This is a genomic window from Novosphingobium aeonii (assembly GCF_052279045.1).
In the GTDB taxonomy this organism is placed as follows: domain Bacteria; phylum Pseudomonadota; class Alphaproteobacteria; order Sphingomonadales; family Sphingomonadaceae; genus Novosphingobium.
Window position 1 is genome coordinate 1,433,424 of sequence record NZ_CP176833.1, and the last position, 16,247, is coordinate 1,449,670.

General features: G+C 64.9%; 14 protein-coding genes. 6 read left to right on the plus strand and 8 right to left on the minus strand.

Going from position 1 to position 16,247, the window contains the following annotated elements:
- Positions 1-133: 133 nt before the first annotated feature.
- Positions 134-886 (minus strand): GntR family transcriptional regulator, encoded by a 753-nt coding sequence (locus ACLIMP_RS21595; RefSeq protein ID WP_324699774.1) that lies wholly within the window; start codon positions 884-886, stop codon positions 134-136.
- Between the two features lie 81 nt (positions 887-967).
- Here ACLIMP_RS21595 and ACLIMP_RS21600 point away from each other — a divergent pair, with 81 nt between their 5' ends.
- Positions 968-1,714, plus strand: a complete 747-nt coding sequence (locus tag ACLIMP_RS21600) for an SDR family NAD(P)-dependent oxidoreductase (RefSeq protein WP_185999923.1) — start codon at positions 968-970, stop codon at positions 1,712-1,714.
- Positions 1,715-1,791: 77 nt separating this feature from the next.
- On the opposite strand, the gene ACLIMP_RS21605 is transcribed toward ACLIMP_RS21600, so the two are convergent.
- Together ACLIMP_RS21605 and ACLIMP_RS21610 are read right to left on the minus strand one after the other, a co-directional pair.
- Positions 1,792-2,109 carry a hypothetical protein gene (locus tag ACLIMP_RS21605; protein WP_324699775.1) on the minus strand — a complete coding sequence of 106 codons (318 nt, stop codon included), beginning with the start codon at positions 2,107-2,109 and terminating at the stop codon, positions 1,792-1,794.
- Between the two features lie 318 nt (positions 2,110-2,427).
- On the minus strand, positions 2,428-3,222 hold the full coding sequence (locus ACLIMP_RS21610) for a sugar phosphate isomerase/epimerase family protein (RefSeq protein ID WP_185999924.1): 795 nt from the start codon (positions 3,220-3,222) through the stop codon (positions 2,428-2,430).
- Positions 3,223-3,616: 394 nt separating this feature from the next.
- Here ACLIMP_RS21610 and ACLIMP_RS21615 point away from each other — a divergent pair, with 394 nt between their 5' ends.
- The 3 genes from ACLIMP_RS21615 (at position 3,617) to ACLIMP_RS21625 (ending at position 6,940) form a co-directional block, all read left to right on the plus strand.
- Positions 3,617-4,489 carry an SDR family NAD(P)-dependent oxidoreductase gene (locus ACLIMP_RS21615; RefSeq protein ID WP_186000171.1) on the plus strand — a complete coding sequence of 291 codons (873 nt, stop codon included), beginning with the start codon at positions 3,617-3,619 and terminating at the stop codon, positions 4,487-4,489.
- Positions 4,490-4,881: 392 nt separating this feature from the next.
- A complete protein-coding gene (locus ACLIMP_RS21620; protein ID WP_324699776.1) occupies positions 4,882-6,168 on the plus strand; it encodes a cytochrome P450 in 1,287 nt (428 codons plus the stop codon).
- 28 nt (positions 6,169-6,196) lie between these two features.
- The gene (locus tag ACLIMP_RS21625) at positions 6,197-6,940 is read left to right on the plus strand and encodes an SDR family oxidoreductase (protein ID WP_185999925.1); all 744 of its coding nucleotides are present in this window, start codon (positions 6,197-6,199) and stop codon (positions 6,938-6,940) included.
- 45 nt (positions 6,941-6,985) lie between these two features.
- Here the strand turns inward: ACLIMP_RS21625 and ACLIMP_RS21630 are convergent, their stop codons facing one another.
- From ACLIMP_RS21630 to ACLIMP_RS21650, 5 genes are all read right to left on the minus strand, one after another.
- Positions 6,986-7,876: a DUF1838 family protein gene (locus tag ACLIMP_RS21630; protein ID WP_185999926.1), complete on the minus strand. Its 891-nt coding sequence runs from the start codon at positions 7,874-7,876 to the stop codon at positions 6,986-6,988.
- Positions 7,877-7,985: 109 nt separating this feature from the next.
- Positions 7,986-9,236 (minus strand): TolC family outer membrane protein, encoded by a 1,251-nt coding sequence (locus ACLIMP_RS21635; RefSeq protein ID WP_443478306.1) that lies wholly within the window; start codon positions 9,234-9,236, stop codon positions 7,986-7,988.
- Positions 9,237-9,240: 4 nt separating this feature from the next.
- Entirely contained in the window at positions 9,241-11,661 is a 2,421-nt protein-coding gene (locus ACLIMP_RS21640; RefSeq protein WP_185999928.1) for an ABC transporter permease, read from the minus strand.
- Positions 11,662-11,671: 10 nt separating this feature from the next.
- Positions 11,672-12,349, minus strand: coding sequence for an ABC transporter ATP-binding protein (locus tag ACLIMP_RS21645; protein WP_185999929.1), 678 nt, complete (start codon positions 12,347-12,349; stop codon positions 11,672-11,674).
- A 15-nt stretch (positions 12,350-12,364) separates the two neighbouring features.
- Complete coding sequence (locus ACLIMP_RS21650; protein WP_324699778.1) at positions 12,365-13,666, minus strand: efflux RND transporter periplasmic adaptor subunit; 1,302 nt, start codon at positions 13,664-13,666, stop codon at positions 12,365-12,367.
- Between the two features lie 108 nt (positions 13,667-13,774).
- Here ACLIMP_RS21650 and ACLIMP_RS21655 point away from each other — a divergent pair, with 108 nt between their 5' ends.
- A complete protein-coding gene (locus tag ACLIMP_RS21655) occupies positions 13,775-14,989 on the plus strand; it encodes a sigma-54-dependent transcriptional regulator (protein WP_185999930.1) in 1,215 nt (404 codons plus the stop codon).
- Positions 14,979-16,109, plus strand: coding sequence for a sensor histidine kinase (locus ACLIMP_RS21660; RefSeq protein WP_185999931.1), 1,131 nt, complete (start codon positions 14,979-14,981; stop codon positions 16,107-16,109). Before ACLIMP_RS21655 ends, ACLIMP_RS21660 begins: the two co-directional genes overlap by 11 nt.
- Positions 16,110-16,247: the final 138 nt, after the last annotated feature.

Sequence of the window (16,247 nt, forward strand, 5' to 3'; positions counted from 1 at the left end):
TTTTTGGACTGACCATCATGGACCAATCGGTCCAACTCTGTCAGTCCAAATGAGGTTGGTCAATGGCGAGCGGAAATGCCAATGGCGCGCAGGCGGCGTTCCGGCACGCCCGCACCCTGTATCCACTTCGAAATCAGCGGGAAGAATTGCCCCTTGCGCCTGCCGGCGTTTCGCTTCCCAGCAAATCCGCCCGATCCGCGTAACGCAGCAGCGCCTTGTGAGTACGCCTCACCTGAATGGCCCAGATCCGCTGCGCCAAGTCCACTTCCCGGTGAGAAATGGCATCGAAGAGCAATTCGCGCTCCACCCGCATCGCCCGCAGACGTTCCTCATCCGCGACGGACATGCGCGCAAAGGCGGCGCGGTAACTATAAGTGGTATCCCATAGCCATTCTATGATGTGAGACAGCAGCGGCGCCCGATGCCCGCTGAAACAGAGCACATGGAATTCGCGAGTAAGCGCGAGATATTCCTCATACCCCAAATCATCGGCAAGGCGATCTTTGAGCTGGCGAAGCGCGTCGATCGCCTCCTCGTCAAGATGGGGAATGCTTTCGGCCAGCAGCATCGGTTCGAGAACCTCGCGGATGCGATAGGAAACATCCATGTCCTCCACGGTCCGGCTGACCACCTTCGCGCTCGCATTGGCGCGCAGCGAAACCATTCCCCGCTTTTCGAGTATCCTCAACGCATCGCGCACCGGGATCCGGCTCGTTCCCAACTCCACCGCAAGCTCGTCCTGCTTGATCGGCTCGCCGGCGGCAAGATGCCCCGTCATGATCCGCTCAGCGATGATCCTGGCAACTCGGTCGCCCGCCAGATCGGATTCATCGCCCATTCCATTGCCCTTCAAGATCGTTAGCCCCGCATCGTAGACTTCCTGCATTTCCGGGGCAAGGCGCCTCCCGATTTGCAAACACCATGGAACCATGCGACAGGTATTGTATACAATCTGAAAAATGGGAGAATGACTTTGTCGCTTGAAGGCAAGACAGCCGTCGTCACCGGCGGAGCACGCGGACTGGGCCGCGCCATCGCTCTTCGGCTCGCGGCCGACGGTGCTTCAGTAGCCGTCTGGGACCTGAACGAGGCCGGAGCCCGCGAGACCGCTCAATTGATCGCCGAACGCGGCGGGCAGGCCATAGGTCTGGCGGCGGACAGTTCCCTCGCGGGCCAGATCAGCGATGCGGCGGTCAGGAGCCGCGAAGCGCTAGGCCCGATTTCGATACTGGTGAACAATGCCGCGCTCTCTCCATTCGCGAAGTTCGAGGAACTCGACGAGGAGACATGGGACAAGCTGATGGCCATCAATCTCAAGGGCCCGTTCCTCTGCGTCAAGGAAATCGTCCCTGACATGCTGGCACTCCGCTGGGGGCGGATCATCAATATCGCATCGTCGTCGGCACAGGCAGGGACGCCCAATCAGGCGCACTACGCTGCGTCAAAGGGTGGGGTTCTGGGTTTCACGAAGGCGCTCGCCATGGAATTCGCGCAGCGCGGCATCACCGTCAATGCCGTTCCGCCGGGGTTCGTGAACACCGAAGGGCTGCAGGAATCTCCCGTCGATGTAGCGGCATATGCACCGATGACACCGATGGGACGCGCGGGACGGCCCGAAAACATCGCAGCCGCGGTGGCATTTCTGGCATCGGAAGACGCCGACTACATCACGGGCCATACGCTGAGCGTGAATGGCGGCCGCTATCTCAACTGATGAAAGCTTGAGGATCGCATGAAAGAAAAAGGGGCAGCCTTCGCCGCCCCTTTTTTATACCGGGTGCCGGAAAGGCCCTACTTTGCGGCAGGAACCTTGGCCAGATCCGCATCGATCTGCTTCAGCTTCTCGTCAGTCAGCGCATCGCCGGCATAGGACTGGAGCTGCTGCAGCGTCATGGAACGCGCCATATCGATCTGCGGATTGCTGATCATCTCGTGAATATACTTGTCGAGGACGGCCTTGGTCTGCGGGTTGTCCAGCAACGTGCCGAGATCGGTATTGATTGAATAGACCGGCGCCGCAGGCGCTTCGGCAGCAATCGCGGGCGAAAGCGCCACGGGCACGGCAAGCGCGGCTGCACCTGCAAGCATCAGGTTGCGAAACATTCCCATTTCAGTTCCTTTCAGGTTGATCTCTCCGAGCCGGCACATTGCCACCGGCACTCCATCCCTTGTCCCTGCCTCATGTACCCTGATCCGGACCGCATCCCGCCTTGCACCGGGAGCGACTCCTCCAGAGCCTTCGGCAGCCAGACTGATATACCAACCGTTCGGTTCCTCAACGCAAATCGCCATGGCCGGACAGTGTTGCGAGAATCGCCGGACTGGAAAGCGATAACCAAGGACAGCCGATTGTGGATTCGCGCAGCTTTGCGGCAACCCCGACCCGTCGATATCGGCACAGCGATGGACTTTCGGCCGCGTCCTGCATCAGGTTTCCTGCAAAATCCGCTTTATTGCCGCCATCGCTTCCCTGGCCTGCACGGAGGCCGTTTGCCCTGCCCGCACACGCGCAAGACTGGGGCACTCGATCCCGATCGTCACATCCGATGGCGCAGCGCGCAGGATCTCCAGCAACGGGAATTCTCCTTCGCCGGGATAAAGACGATGCCCGATCGCCTCGCTCGCGGCAATTTCCGGCGGCACCTGCAAAGGCCCGTCGCAGAGCTGGACGTAACGGATCATTCCTTCGGGAAGTGCCGCAATATCGGCCACCGATCCCCCGGATCTGATCAGATGGAACGGATCGAGGACGACACCGGCATCCGCGCCGGACGCGGCGATGAGTTCGGCGGCCTGCTGCAGCGAGCTGGTCTTCCCTCCCGCAACCGGTTCCAGATTGGCGCCGATGCCGTATTCCGCCGCGATCTCTGCAAATTTGCCGAGCAGTTCGGCGGATTGCCCGCGGTCGGGATTGGAGTAGTTGAGCACAAGGGCCGTTTTCCCACCAAGCCGGGCGCCGCGCTCAAGCGCGGGCCTATAGGCTTCGAGCGCTTCGAAGGAATGAAGATCGAAAACCTCCAGCGTCTCTATCGCGATGCCCGTGTCCCGGATGCGGCGCGCACAATCCGCTTCCTTTTCCGCCGTGCAGGCAGACGATGGATAGAGCGCCGGCGGCTGAACCCACAGGCTGATCGTTCCGAAGCCCGCCTCTGCGGCCGCTTCGATCAGTTCCATCGGTTCGGTGTCGGTAAGCGTAAGACTGTCCAGCGAGAATTTCGGCATGACTCTCTCCCTTGTGCCGCCCGTTCAGGGCGCGCTGTGCGGTCAAGCTAGCTCCCGAACGTACCGAGCCGCGACATCTCCCCGGCGAACTTCGATTCGCGGCGAGCGCCACAGCACCTTACCGACCAGTTGGTTTTCATGGCAAGGTCAGCCGTCACTGCCCCGTCGATCCCAAACCCGATATTGTATTCAATGCTATTCCAGCACCCATTGAACACGCCAATTTACCTTTGGGCGCCCACGATATACGCGATGATCGTATACAGGATGAATCGGCCCGCCTATTCGCCTCCGCAATTTTTGCTGGTAGGCAGGCCACTCCGGCAGACAGGGATCGCGCGGTCACCCGCGATTCCGCGCGAAGTCAGAACCATCGGGAATTGGGAGAATGCAAATGGCCGTAAACAGCACCGTCGCATTGGTCACGGGCGCCAGCCGCGGCGCGGGCAGAGGGATTGCGCGGGCTCTCGGCGCTCATGGCTGCACCGTCTACGTCACTGGCCGCACGCTCAATCCCGGAGACGCGGAAGTGCCTGGAACCATCCATGCAACCGCTCTTGAAGTGACCGAAGCCGGCGGAAACGGCATCGCGGTTCAGTGCGACCATGGCGACGATCAACAGGTCAAGGCTCTGATTGACAGGATCATCGAAGAGCAAGGGCGCCTGGACATACTCATCAACAATGCCTGCTATCAAAGCCATGCGATTTCGGCGCCGGGCCAATTCTGGGAAAAGCCCCTCGAGATTGCCGAGATGATGAATGTGGGCCTGCGCAGCGGCTTTGTCGCAAGCTGGTACGCCGCACCGCACATGGTGAAGCAGGACAAGGGCCTTGTGCTGTTCACCTCCTCACCCGGCGCAAACCACTACTGCTTCGGCCCCTGCTATGGCGCGCAAAAGGCTGGCGTGGACAAGATGGCGCATGACATGGGCATCGATTTTGCCGATTCCGGATCGCATGTTGCCGCAGCTTCGATCTGGATGGGCCCACTGACGACCGAACGGCTTCTCGAGATGATGGAGGCTGCGCCGGAAAAGTTCGGCCACCTTGAAGGCAAACTCGAATCCACCGAATATACGGGCCATGTCGCCTGGGCGATGTTCAACGATCCGCGCATGATGGAGCGCTGGAACGGAAAGGTCGTCATCGGCGCCGAAGTCGGCCGGGAGTATGAGATAAAGGATCGCGGTGGCAACTACCCGCTTTCGGTCCGCAGGACGACCGACACGCCCACCCCGGAATTCGCGGCCTACAAGGTGAAGTAAGCACGGCGTTCCTCGGCGCCTCTCTCGGCAGATGAGCCGGCGCCGATAAACTGCTCCTCTCCACCGGCGGGCTCATCAGCAGCCCGCAGGACAGCACCGCGCACATGCGGGCAATCGCCTGCACGTTATTCGCCGCACATTGTCCGGCTAAAATGTGCCGCTTTCCGGCTCATTCCCTTACGCGCGGATCAATCTCCGGCCTGGCGCGCGCAGCAGTGGCACGATTTCGGTTGCACGATATACCAACTGGTTGGTAGCTTTGTTTTCAGTCGAGAGACCGGGGATCTTTACGTCAGGATTCTCGCGTGACGAAAATCATGCGCACAACGCAGCCGGGCCAGCGTCCGCGGCGAGGTGAGCAGCCCGAAAACGATAAAGTCCTGGAGAGAATTGTGACCGAGGAACTGGCCCTGAAGGACCGCGACTACCTTACGGACCCTACGCTCCTGAAGGACCCCTACGAATATTTCAGGGCCCTGCGTGCGCAAGGCCCGGTCTACCAGCCCAAGACCCGGGATCTGCTGATCGTTACCGGATTTTACGAGACGCTCGAAGTCCTGAACAATCCCCGGGACTTCTCCTCCTCCATCGCCCCCGGCGGCCCGGCGCTCCCCCTGCCCTTCACACCCGAGGGCAACGACATCACCGCGCAGATCGAGGCGCATCGCGACCAGATCGTTGCCGGCGATCTTCTGGTCGCGCTTGACGACGTCCATCATTCCAATGCACGCGCCGTGCTCAACCGCCTGTTCGTTCCCTCCCGCCTCAAGGCGAACGAGGAATACATTCAGCATCTTGCCGACCGGATCGTCCGCGATGTGGTTCGCACGGGTCGATGCGAACTGATCAAGGAGATCTCGGTTCCGTTCGTCACCCTCGTGATCGCGGATTTGCTCGGTGTTCCGTCCGAGGACCGCGAAGTGTTCAGCAATATCCTCGATCAGGGTCCGCCTCCGGGCAGCATCGCGGCGGAAGGGGCGACGACGGATGTCGGTCCGCTGGAATTCATGGCCGGTTACTTCGTCCGCTACCTCATGGAGCGCAGGGCCGCTCCAAACGGTGACGTTCTCAGCGACCTGGCGACGGCCACCTATCCCGACGGATCGCTTCCGGACATCATCGATCTCGTCAAGATGAGCACTTTCCTGTTCGGAGCCGGTGCGGATACGAGCGCCAAGCTGCTCGGCAATGCCATGCTCTATCTGGCCCGCATGCCGGATTTGCAGCAGAAACTGCGCGAAGATCGCAGCCTGATTCCGGCCTTCATCGAGGAAATCCTTCGCCTGGAGGGCTCTAGCAAGGTGACATTCCGTCTGGCGCGCCGACCGACGAAGATCGGCGAGATGGAAATTGCGCCGGGAACCAAGGTGATGCTCGCACTGGCGGCCGCCAATCGGGATCCCGCCCGCTGGGACAATCCCGATCAGTTCGAGCTGAACCGCCCAAAACTGCGCGAGCAGGTCGCATTCGGTCGTGGTGGCCACGTCTGCTCGGGGGCCCCGCTCGCGAGAGTGGAAATCCGCATCATCATCGAGCGGTTTCTGGAACATACCAGCCACATCGCCCTTGACGAAGCCCGGCACGGTTCCGCGTCCGCACCCGATCTCAGCTACGAACCGAGCTTCATCATCCGCGGGCTGGAAGAGCTCCATCTGAAATTCACGCCGGCCGCGGCCTGATCCCCCATCCTTTTTGCGAGGAAATTACATGACCAGGAAAACAGTCATCGTCACCGGCGCAGCCGGTGGCATCGGGCTCGGTATTGCCCAGCGCTTTGCCCGCGACGGCCATCCGACCGCGATGCTCGACATGAACGCAGACCTGCTGGAAAACGAAGCGGAAGCTTTGCGGGCAGAGGGACATCAGGTCCTCACCCATGCGCTCGACATTACCGATCGCGAAGCCATCGATGCCGCCTATGCCCGGGTCCGGGCAGAATTCGGCCCGATCGGCATTGTCATCGCCAACGCCGGCATTTCCGAATTCGTACCCTTCGCCGACCTCAGCCAGGCCTTGTGGGATCGCATGCTGGCGGTCAATCTGACCGGCGTATTCCACACGGTGCAGGCCGCCCTGCCGGACATGATCGACCAGTCCTGGGGCAGGATCGTCACGATTTCATCGCAGGCCGCACAGTCCGGCGGGCCGCAGCAGGTCCACTATTCGGCATCGAAGGGCGGCGTCATCGGCATGACCAAGGCACTCGCGCGCGAATTCGCGCCGCACGGCATCACGGTGAACACCATCCCGCCCTCGCTCGTCGAGACGCCGACCATGCACCGCCACGCGGAGAGCAGCGGCTTTCCGCTGGAGGCCATCGTCCAGATGATCCCGATCTCCCGCCCCGGCACGCCCGCAGACATCGCTGGAGCATGCGCCTACCTCGCATCCGAGGATGCGAGGTATGTCACCGGCCAGGTTCTCGGCGTGAACGGCGGCATGTACATGTAGTGCACCCCTTGGCCTGAACGCCTGTGCGCCGGTCCCTCGTCAGGCTCACCAGGTCGCAGCTTCCACCTTGACCTTGCCATCCAGTACCGCGATCGGATCCGCGGCAATCTGCGGATAGTACCGCTTCAGCATGGCATGCCAATCGTCGGGCAGGTCGGCAAAGCGGCTGACCTTGCCCCCGTTCGCGAACAGCGCCAGCGATCCGGGCCGGTCGTCCATCTTCAGCCATGCCGGCCAGCTGCGAACATCGTTCGACTGGACGCGGGCGTTGACGGTCGTGGTTCGGGGGTCGAGCACGATTTCGCGCGGACCGGCGATCGTGCTGACTTCGTTGAGGAAGGATACCGAGCCGTCCGGCGCGGTGACGCGCGCGTGCGAGCGGTCGCGAAGGGCCAGTTCGGTACGGCCGAGCGGGAAGAAGCTGACCGGCATATGTTCATGCTCGTATTTCGGCTGGCCGGGCACTTCCGGGATGACGAACTCGTTGTCGGCCGACACTTTCAGGTGAGTGGGAACAGGCCCGCGCCCGCCGACCGTCACCGTCTCTCCGGTGACGGGGTTGCGCAAGGTTTTCAACCGCTCGCCGGTCTGTACATCGACGCGGAAACTGATCTCCAGATCGATGAGCTCGAAGCTGCCGTCGGCATTTTGCGTCACACGCTGGATGGCCCCGAGGTTCAGGGCGTACATGGGAACGAGGTCACCGCCCGTCGATGCCATGTATGGCCCCTTGATCCAGGAAAACAGCAATCCGTCATCCGTGCGGTAGCGCAGCTTGCGATAGATCAGCCGGGCATCGGCAGGGTCGGCAGGATCAAGCTGACGCGCCGCCGCTCCTGCCGTTACCGATGGCAGCGCGGTAGACGCGGCCATCCCCAGCCCCAGTTTCAAGGCGTCTCGCCGCCCCGGCCGGGCAATATCGAACATGCTGGACATCACACACCCCGCGTCATGGAAGCTCTATTCTTGCCCATGACCGAAGAACCGGCACAGCTCTTGCGCGATTATCCGCCGTTCGGGGAATTGAGAGCGAAGCGCCGCCGCTCTACTCATATGCCGTCCTGTCAAGCCTGCCGGTTGCGCGCAACAAGGCGGCCTCGGCCACCAGCACGTCGGACCGGGCCAGGGCGACAGCAAGCTGTGCGGCGCGGAAGCTCTGATCCGCAACGAGAATGTCGATCGTAGAACGCAGGCCGAAGCCATATTCCGCGCGGGCGCCCTTGAGCGCGAGATCGGCGGCGGAGAGCCCTTCGCCATTGGCGCGAAGCCTGCCCTGTGCCGCCTTCAACATGGCCCAGGCCGTGTCCGCGCGGCGCACGGCTTCGCGCTCAGCCGCATCGGCCTGAAACCGCTCTGCCCGATTGTTTGCCTCGGCCTGCCGCACGCGCGAGGAGACGAGACCGCCCGTGAGCAAGGGCACCCGCAGTGTCATCCCGACAGAGGCGGCGCCTTCGAAATCGCGCAGGTTCCCGCCGGCCAGCCTTCCGCCGCGCCCGTAAGCCCCGCCAAGATCGACGGAAGGCGCGCCTTCCGCCCGCGCCCGATCAATTCGCGCGGTCGAGGCTTCCACCGCAAGGCGCTGCTGGAGCAGCAGGGGATTGGCCGCTTCCGCCGCCCGGCGCGCATCGTCGTTGCTGGCGGGCAGCGCGGCCGGCGATGGGACATCGGCCGTCAGCACGCCCGCGTCACGTCCCACGGCCGCGCGATAGGTCGCCGCCGCCGTGGCAAGCGCGCCTTCGGCATCGGCAAGGTTGGCGATGACGGTGGAACGCTGTGCTTCGAGCTGCGCGACGTCGGTGCGCGTCGCCTGCCCGAGATCGTAGCGAGCGCGGGTTTCGGCGACCTGGGTATCCAGCCGCTCGATGCCGACGCGGGCCACTTCCACCGCCTGCTGGTTGTAGAGCAGCGCGGCATAAGCAGCGACGACGCCTTGCAGGATCGCCGCTGCAGTGTCGCGCAGTCCTTCCTCCCCGGCGGCGACATCCCCGTTCGCCGCGCGCACCGCCGAAGAAACCCGGCCACCGGTCCAGACCGGCAGGGCCAGGTTCGCGGTCAGCGATCCTGCCCTGCCATAGCCCTGCCGGTCGTAGCCGGCATCGCCATCGACCGACACCGTGGGCCGGGCGAGTGCGCGCTCCTGTTCAGGCGTTTCGGCAAGGGCTTCCTGCCGGGCGCGGGCGGCGGCAAGCTGCGGGTTGGTCTCGTAAGCGGCGGCTATCGCCTCGCCGAGGGTTTCGGCCGAAGCCGGAGAGGCGAGCAGCAAGGCGGACACGGCCCACGCCGATCCTCTTTGCATGGCCCTATTCATGGCGCAGCGCCCACGCCGGAGCCGCACGGCTGGCCCGCAGCGATTGGCCCAGTACCGTCAGGATCGCGATCACCGTTGCCAGCAGGCTGCCACCGATGAAGAAGAGCGGCGAAAGCGCGATGCGGTCGTCGAAGCCGGCCAGCCATGTCCGCATCGCCACGAAGGCAAGCGGCCATGCCAGCAGGTTGGCCAGCAGCACGGGGCGCAGGAACTGGCCGACCAGCAGCCTGGCGATATCGCCGGAGGATGCCCCAAGGGTCTTGCGGATGCCGATTTCCTTGATCCGCATCTGGGTGTTGTAGGACGCCAGCCCCCATAGCCCGACGCAGCCGATCAGCACGGCAAGGCCCGCGCCAATGGCGAAGAGCCGCGTCGCGCGGTCGTCCGCCTCATAGAACTTGCCAAGCTGAGTGTCGGCGGTTTCCGCCTCGAACGGCACTTGCGGCACGGTGCGTTGCCAGATCGCGCGCACGGCATCCATCGTCACGCGCGGATCGCCGGCGAAGCGGATCGAGGCGACTGTCGTGTAGGCCTTTTCCGGCTCGCTGTAATAGACGTAGTAGCTGGCGCTGTTGGGTTCGCGCGGCGAGAAGAAGCGCATGTCCTCGACCACGCCGATGATCGTGCGTGGGCGATTGCCACCGACAGTCTTGCCAATGGCATCCTCTGGCGAGCGGAAGCCGAGCGTCGATACCGCGCGGCGGTTGATGACGATGTTGCGTTGCTGCCCGTCGGTGCGGGAAAGCGCATCGTCGTCGCGGTGGCTCTCGTCGAACACCCGGCCGGCAAGGATTCGGGTGCCGTGAACCTTGAAGAAATCGAGCCCGACGATCATCCAGCGCAGCGAAGGCCCGTCTCCGGCGCGCCCCGGCAGGGGCACGTTATCGGCGTTGTTCTCGCCGCTGCCGCCCACCGCATTGTTGCCGAGCGCGGCGGCACGAACCGAAGGCAGTTCGCGGATCGCCGCCACGACCGCGCGCGTTTGTGCGGTGGCGACAAGGCTGTCGCGGGTGGAGAGCACCACCATCAGCCCCTCTCGCTGGAAGCCGAGATCGGATTGCCGGACATGGCGGGTCTGCGCGACCAGCACGCCGGTGCCGACCATGAAGGCGATGGCAAGGCCGAACTGGAGCACGACCAGCCCCTCCCGAACGCGGGTTCCCACGCGGCCGCCGCCGGGCGAACGGGCAGAAGCCAGCACACTCGCAGCCGGGTATCCGGAAAGCAGCAGCGCCGGATAGAAGCCCGCCAGCAGGCCGACGACGAGCGTCAGCACCACCAGCGCGGGAACGACCAGCGCATAGGGGATCGACAGCGTCAGGCCGCCGGCGGCATTGACCAGCGGCAGGCTCAGTTCGGCCAGAATGAGCCCCAGCAGGGCCGCGACGCCGACCGTCAGCATGGCTTCGGACAGGAACTGCCGCACCAGCGCAAGCCGGTCCGCGCCGAGCACCTTGCGCATGGCGACTTCACGGGCACGCAGATTGGCGCGTGCCGTTGCCAGATTGACGTAGTTCACGGTGGCCACCAGCAGCGTCAGAAGTCCTACGATCGCAAGCGTGACGACGGTGATCTTCTGGCTGGCGCTGGCCTGCCCTTCCGGTTCCAGATGCATGCGGGCAAGCGGCAGCAGCGAGATTTGCTGCGTCTTCCAGGCATCCTTGCCCAGATCGGCAAGGCCCCGCCGGTTCACGAAAGGCGGCAGCTTCTGTTCGAAAGCGCGCGCGGCCTCCGGCGTGTCGAACCGCAGGAACGTCTGGAGCGAGGAACTGCCCCAATGAAACCACTGCGGCACAGGCGGCGTGGTGGGCATCGGCACCAGCAGCGACAGCTTGAAATCGGTATTCCTGGGCAGATCACGGAAAACCCCGGCGACGCGGTAATTGATGGTCTTGTCCATCGCTATCGTCAGGGTCTGGCCGATCGGATCGCTTGTCCCGAAATACCGGCGGGCCAGGGTTTCGCTGATCAGCACGCTGGTGGGCTGGCGCAGCGCCGTGCCGCTGCCGCGCACCATCGGCAGGTCGAACACGTCGAAAAACGCGGGATCGACTTGCGCGACATCGACCGACGCGGCAACGCCGCCACGAATGACGACGCCGCCGTTCCTGCCGCCCCGGATGCGGGTGCCGACAAGGCCGGGAAAGTCCTCGCGCATCTGTTCGAGCAGGCCGCTCATCGTATAGGGATAGGCACCGTTGAACGGGCTTTCCGGCAGGTTCCACACGGTCTGCACCACATAGATGCCCTCATGCCGGGGCAGCCACTTCTCGTAGCTGGTTTCGAACCGGGCGTAGAGCCCCAGGACGAGGAACACCGCGATCCCCACCGCCAGCCCGCCGACATTGAGCGCGGCATAGAGCTTGTGGCGGGTGAGCGAGCGGTAGAGCGAAAGCAAGGCGAAGCGGTTCATCCCCGGCCCCTCAGATCGAGCGCATGGCCGAGGCGACGATGCGCCCGTCGAGCATGTCGATGCGGCGTCTGGCCATGTCGGCATGGCTGGGCGAGTGCGTGACCATGACGATGGTCGCGCCTTCGTCGTTCAGCGCCTGGAGGATGTTCATCACCTGCTCGCCATTGGCGGTATCGAGGTTGCCGGTCGGTTCGTCCGCAAGGATCAGCCGGGGATCGCCAACGATGGCGCGGGCGATCGCCGCGCGCTGCTGCTGGCCGCCCGAAAGCTGGTGCGGAAAGTGACGCGCGCGGTGCGCGATGCCGACCTTGTCCATCGCCGCCGAAACCCGCGCGCGGCGATCCCCGCCGTTGCTGCGGTAGGCAAGGCCGAGGGCCACGTTCTCCTCGATGGTCAGTTCATCGATCAAATTGAAGCTCTGAAACACGAAGCCGAGCGTGGAGCCGCGAAACTTCGCCAGGTCCTTCTCGCCCATCGCCGCCAGATCCCGATCGCCGAACAGGTAGCGCCCGCCCGTGGGCCGGTCGACCGTGCCGAGCGTGTTGAGCAGGGTGGACTTGCCGCAGCCCGATGGCCCCATGATGGCAAGGAATTCCCCGGCGGCCACCTCAAGGTCGATATCGCGAAGGGCCGTCGTTTCCACTTCGTCGGAAACGTAGCGGCGCTGGATCTTTTCCAGTCGGATCATGAGAATGGCTCCCTGTTAGCGGATATTGAGGATGTCGCCGGTGACCGACGAGGTGTTGGAGGTGACGATGCGCTCGCCCGGCTGGAGGCCGGAGAGGATCTCCACCTGTTCGGGATTGCGGCGGCCGGTCTTCACGGCGCGGCGGCGGGCATGGGCGCCATCGGCGTCGAGCACGAAGACCGAGGAACCGCCGCCCGCTTCCAGCCAGCCGCCGACAGGGGCGACCAGCGCAGGCGCGGTGCTGCCAAGCGTGATGCGGATGTCGAGCGTCTGCCCGCGATTGAGCCCGGCGGGCGGCGCGCCCGCAAAATCCAGTTCGGTGCGGAAACGCCCATCCTTCACGGCGGGCAGGACTTTCGAAACAGTCAGGCGGGCGCCATCGGCAATGGCCGTCTGCCCCACGGCGACGCGGCGCAGGTAATATTCGTCGACATCGGCGGTCAGCTTCCACGAACCTTCGCTGTCGACCTGCCCGGCCGGATCGCCCGGTTTGAGCGCCTGTCCGGGCTGGATCGTGAAATTGGTGAGGCGGCCGCCCATCGGCGCGCGGATCGTCAGCGCATCGAGGCTGGCGCGCACGGCCGCAAGATTGCTTTCGAGACGGCTGCGGGTGTCACCAAGCCGCGCGCCTTGCGTGGCGGTGATGCCCGCCTCGCGCGCGCTGCCCGATTGCAACTGGGCCAGCCGCTTCTGCTGGTAGGCGGCCTCTTCGGCATAGCTGCGCACACCGGCATCGGAGAGATAGCCCTGATCGTAAAGCTGCTGGCGGATAGCCAGTTCGCGGCGGGCCTTGATGAGATCGTAATTGGCCTGCGCAACCTGCCCGGCGCGGTCGATGCGGTTGCGCTCGATGCCGAGGTTCTCCCCCGCAACGCCGCCAAGCTGGCTGGCGATCTGCGCCTCGCGGGTCAGCACGTCGAGCCGCAGTTCGGGATTGGCGAGCGAGGCCAGCGGCTGGCCTTCGGAAACCATGGCGCCGTCCTGCACCAGCAGCTTCTCGACCTGCCCGCCCGAAAGCACGCCGACCAGCGTGGTGACTTTCGGCGCAACCGCCGCGCGCACCGGCAGATAGTCGGCGAAAGGCGCGCGGCTTACTATGCCGGTCTCGATCTGGGCAGCGGCGATATCGGTCGATCCGCTGGCCGGCAGCAGCCGCCAGAGCAGCACGGCGGCCACCGCGACGCCGGCAATCGCCAGAACGGCGGGCCGCCGCCATAGCGGCGCGCGGCGGCGCTCGACTTTGCGATCCATCTCCGCGCCGGGGGAAACGGTTGCATGTACGGGCTGTTCGGTCATCATGGGAACAGTGTCACCCATGTCCGCCGGAAAGCCTAAACCTCAATGAATGCTGGAGTTTTTGAAGATGCCGGTCCCAGTGACCGTCCGGCCGCGGACACACTGTCCGCAAATGGACAGTCAGGCGCCTTGTCAAGCGACGGTACGATTCTCCTGATCGACGACAACCCTGCCGTGGCGGGGGCCATGGAAATCGCATTTCGCCTGGCCGGGCGGCGGCTCGATACGGCCAGCGGCCCGGAAGAGGCATTGTCGCGCCTTGCCAGCCGGCGGTTCGATGCCATCCTGCTCGACATGAATTTCACGCCCGGCCAGTCCAACGGGGAGGAAGGACTGGCCTTGCTCTCGCGGATCATGGCGGACGATCCGGCGGCCTGCGTCGTCGTCATCACGGCGCACAGCGGCATCCGGATCGCGGTGGCGGCCATGCAGGCCGGAGCGCGGGACTTTGCGATGAAGCCATGGCGAAACAGCGAACTGGTGGCCAAAGTGGAGGCCGCTATCGCGCGGGACGCCCCTGCCGCCCCGGTTCCGACCTCGATGCCGCCCGAAGCGGAGCCTGTCCGGCTGCTCGGCGAAAGCGCGGCGATGCAGGCCCTGCGCGAACTGGTTCGCCGCGTGGCCCCCACCCCAGCCGGGGTGACGGTGACCGGGGCATCCGGCAGCGGGCGCACGCTCACGGCGCTGGCCGTCCATGCGGCGTCCGGGCGGGGCGAGGAGGAGCCCCCCAGGATCGACCTGCGCGACGACGGCGCATGGGTTCGCCTTCAGGACAGCACCGGCACGGTAATCCTGCGTCACCCCGACAAGCTGGGCGAAGTGGCGCAGGCTCGCCTGTTGGATCGTCTGCCGTCAGCCGTGCGCTGCATCGCGATCGCCGACGATCTCGCCACCCTGTCACCGGCGCTGCGGCGCCGCATCGCCACCGTCGAAATCGCGGTGCCGCCACTCGTCCGGCGGGAAGGCGACGGCATCCTGCTGGCGCGGCACTTTGCGCGCCGGGCCGCGGAGCGCTTTGGCCGTCCCCCGCCCCGGCTGACGGCGGCGGCCGAAGAGGCAGTCCGCTCGACCGTGTGGGACGATGAAGTGCGCGGACTGGCGCTGGCCATCGAACGCGCGGTGCTGCTGGCGGAGGACGGAACGGTCGATGCGGCGGCACTGGCATTACCGATGGCGCCGGTTGCCGCCGGTTCCCCGGATGCCAGCTTCGACCTTACCGACGCCGAGAAAGCGATGATCGAGGCGGCTTTGCGCGAACATCGGCACAATGTGACTCATGCCGCCGCCGCGCTGGGCCTCAGCCGGGGCGCGCTCTATCGTCGCATGGCGCGCTATGGGCTTTAGGCTGGGCGCCATCCCTTCCGGGATCGGGCTCGCCCTGAGCGGTGCGGTGGCGACCGAGGCCTGGCATCGGGGCATGTGGGGCACGCTGACCGGCGCCGCCCTGCTCGCGGTCTGGATCGTCCTGATCCGCGCCTGGCGCTCGGGAACGGAACGGGTGCCCGCTGCACAAGCCGTTCTGCCCGCGCCGCCGGAAATCGGCTCGCATCGTATGCTGCTCGATGCCGCGCCCACCCCGATGCTCGCGATACAGGGGAACAATGCACATGCCCTCAACCGTGCGGCGCGCAAGCTCTTCGCGACGGACGACAGGGTTCTGCCCGTGCCGCCCGCGCTGGCCGATGGCCAGGCCAGCCATTTCCGCCATCAGGGACGCAGCTGGCGGATAGACAGGGTTCTGCTGGCAGCCGAAAGCCGCACCGTGGTCACGCTGATCGACATCGAGCAGGAAGAACGCGCGGCGGAAGCGCGGGCGACCGCCGAAATGATACAGGTGCTCGGCCACGAACTGCTGAACGGCCTGGCGCCGATCGTCTCGCTGGCGGACAGCGGCCTTGCCGCGATCGACAGCCCCGCGCCCGACACGCAGCTGCTTCGCGAGATCCTCGGCACATTGACCCGGCAGGCGGAAGGCCTTCAACGTTTCGTCGAAGCCTACCGCATTCTGGCGCGCCTGCCTGCTCCGCAACTCCGCTCCATCCCGGTTGAGCAGCTCATCGAAGACCTTACGCGCCTTTGCGCCGGGCGCTGGCCGCAGGTCGCGATTTCTGTGGACGTCAAGGAAGGCCCTTCCCGGCTGATGGACCGCGACCAGATCAGCCAGGCCCTGTGGGCGCTGATCCAGAACGCAGCGGAGGCCGCAACCGCCGATCGCGGCGCGGACGCCCGGATCGAACTGGTCGTGCGCCATCGGGATCAGGGGCTGGCCTTCGAAGTCCGCGACAACGGCAACGGCATCCCGCCCGAACACGAGGCGCTGGTGTTCCGGGCATTCCACACGACCAAGCCCGAAGGCACCGGAATCGGCCTCAGCCTCGCTCGCCAGATCGCGCATGCCCATGGCGGGACACTCTCGACCTGGCGTAGCGATCAGACGATATTCTGCCTGATCTTGCCGGACTAGAACCGCCCTCGCAGCGTACATCGGCCCGGCGCCGGATTCCGGCCGGGCGATAGCCCGGTCCGAGCTTGGTCCCCTCCATTTCCCTGAAGTGGATGTTCCGCTGGACCGGCCACCTGCTTCATCCCCCCGCCGGGCCAC

Bases quoted from the DNA above. Each gene is read 5' to 3' on its own strand.
- ACLIMP_RS21595 (WP_324699774.1), bottom strand. From the start codon at position 886: ATGCAGGAAGTCTACGATGCGGGGCTAACGATCTTGAAGGGCAATGGA.
- ACLIMP_RS21600 (WP_185999923.1), top strand. From the start codon at position 968: ATGACTTTGTCGCTTGAAGGCAAGACAGCCGTCGTCACCGGCGGAGCA.
- ACLIMP_RS21605 (WP_324699775.1), bottom strand. From the start codon at position 2,109: ATGGGAATGTTTCGCAACCTGATGCTTGCAGGTGCAGCCGCGCTTGCC.
- ACLIMP_RS21610 (WP_185999924.1), bottom strand. From the start codon at position 3,222: ATGCCGAAATTCTCGCTGGACAGTCTTACGCTTACCGACACCGAACCG.
- ACLIMP_RS21615 (WP_186000171.1), top strand. From the start codon at position 3,617: ATGGCCGTAAACAGCACCGTCGCATTGGTCACGGGCGCCAGCCGCGGC.
- ACLIMP_RS21625 (WP_185999925.1), top strand. From the start codon at position 6,197: ATGACCAGGAAAACAGTCATCGTCACCGGCGCAGCCGGTGGCATCGGG.
- ACLIMP_RS21630 (WP_185999926.1), bottom strand. From the start codon at position 7,876: ATGTCCAGCATGTTCGATATTGCCCGGCCGGGGCGGCGAGACGCCTTG.
- ACLIMP_RS21635 (WP_443478306.1), bottom strand. From the start codon at position 9,236: ATGCAAAGAGGATCGGCGTGGGCCGTGTCCGCCTTGCTGCTCGCCTCT.
- ACLIMP_RS21640 (WP_185999928.1), bottom strand. From the start codon at position 11,661: ATGAACCGCTTCGCCTTGCTTTCGCTCTACCGCTCGCTCACCCGCCAC.
- ACLIMP_RS21645 (WP_185999929.1), bottom strand. From the start codon at position 12,349: ATGATCCGACTGGAAAAGATCCAGCGCCGCTACGTTTCCGACGAAGTG.
- ACLIMP_RS21650 (WP_324699778.1), bottom strand. From the start codon at position 13,666: ATGGGTGACACTGTTCCCATGATGACCGAACAGCCCGTACATGCAACC.
- ACLIMP_RS21660 (WP_185999931.1), top strand. From the start codon at position 14,979: ATGGGCTTTAGGCTGGGCGCCATCCCTTCCGGGATCGGGCTCGCCCTG.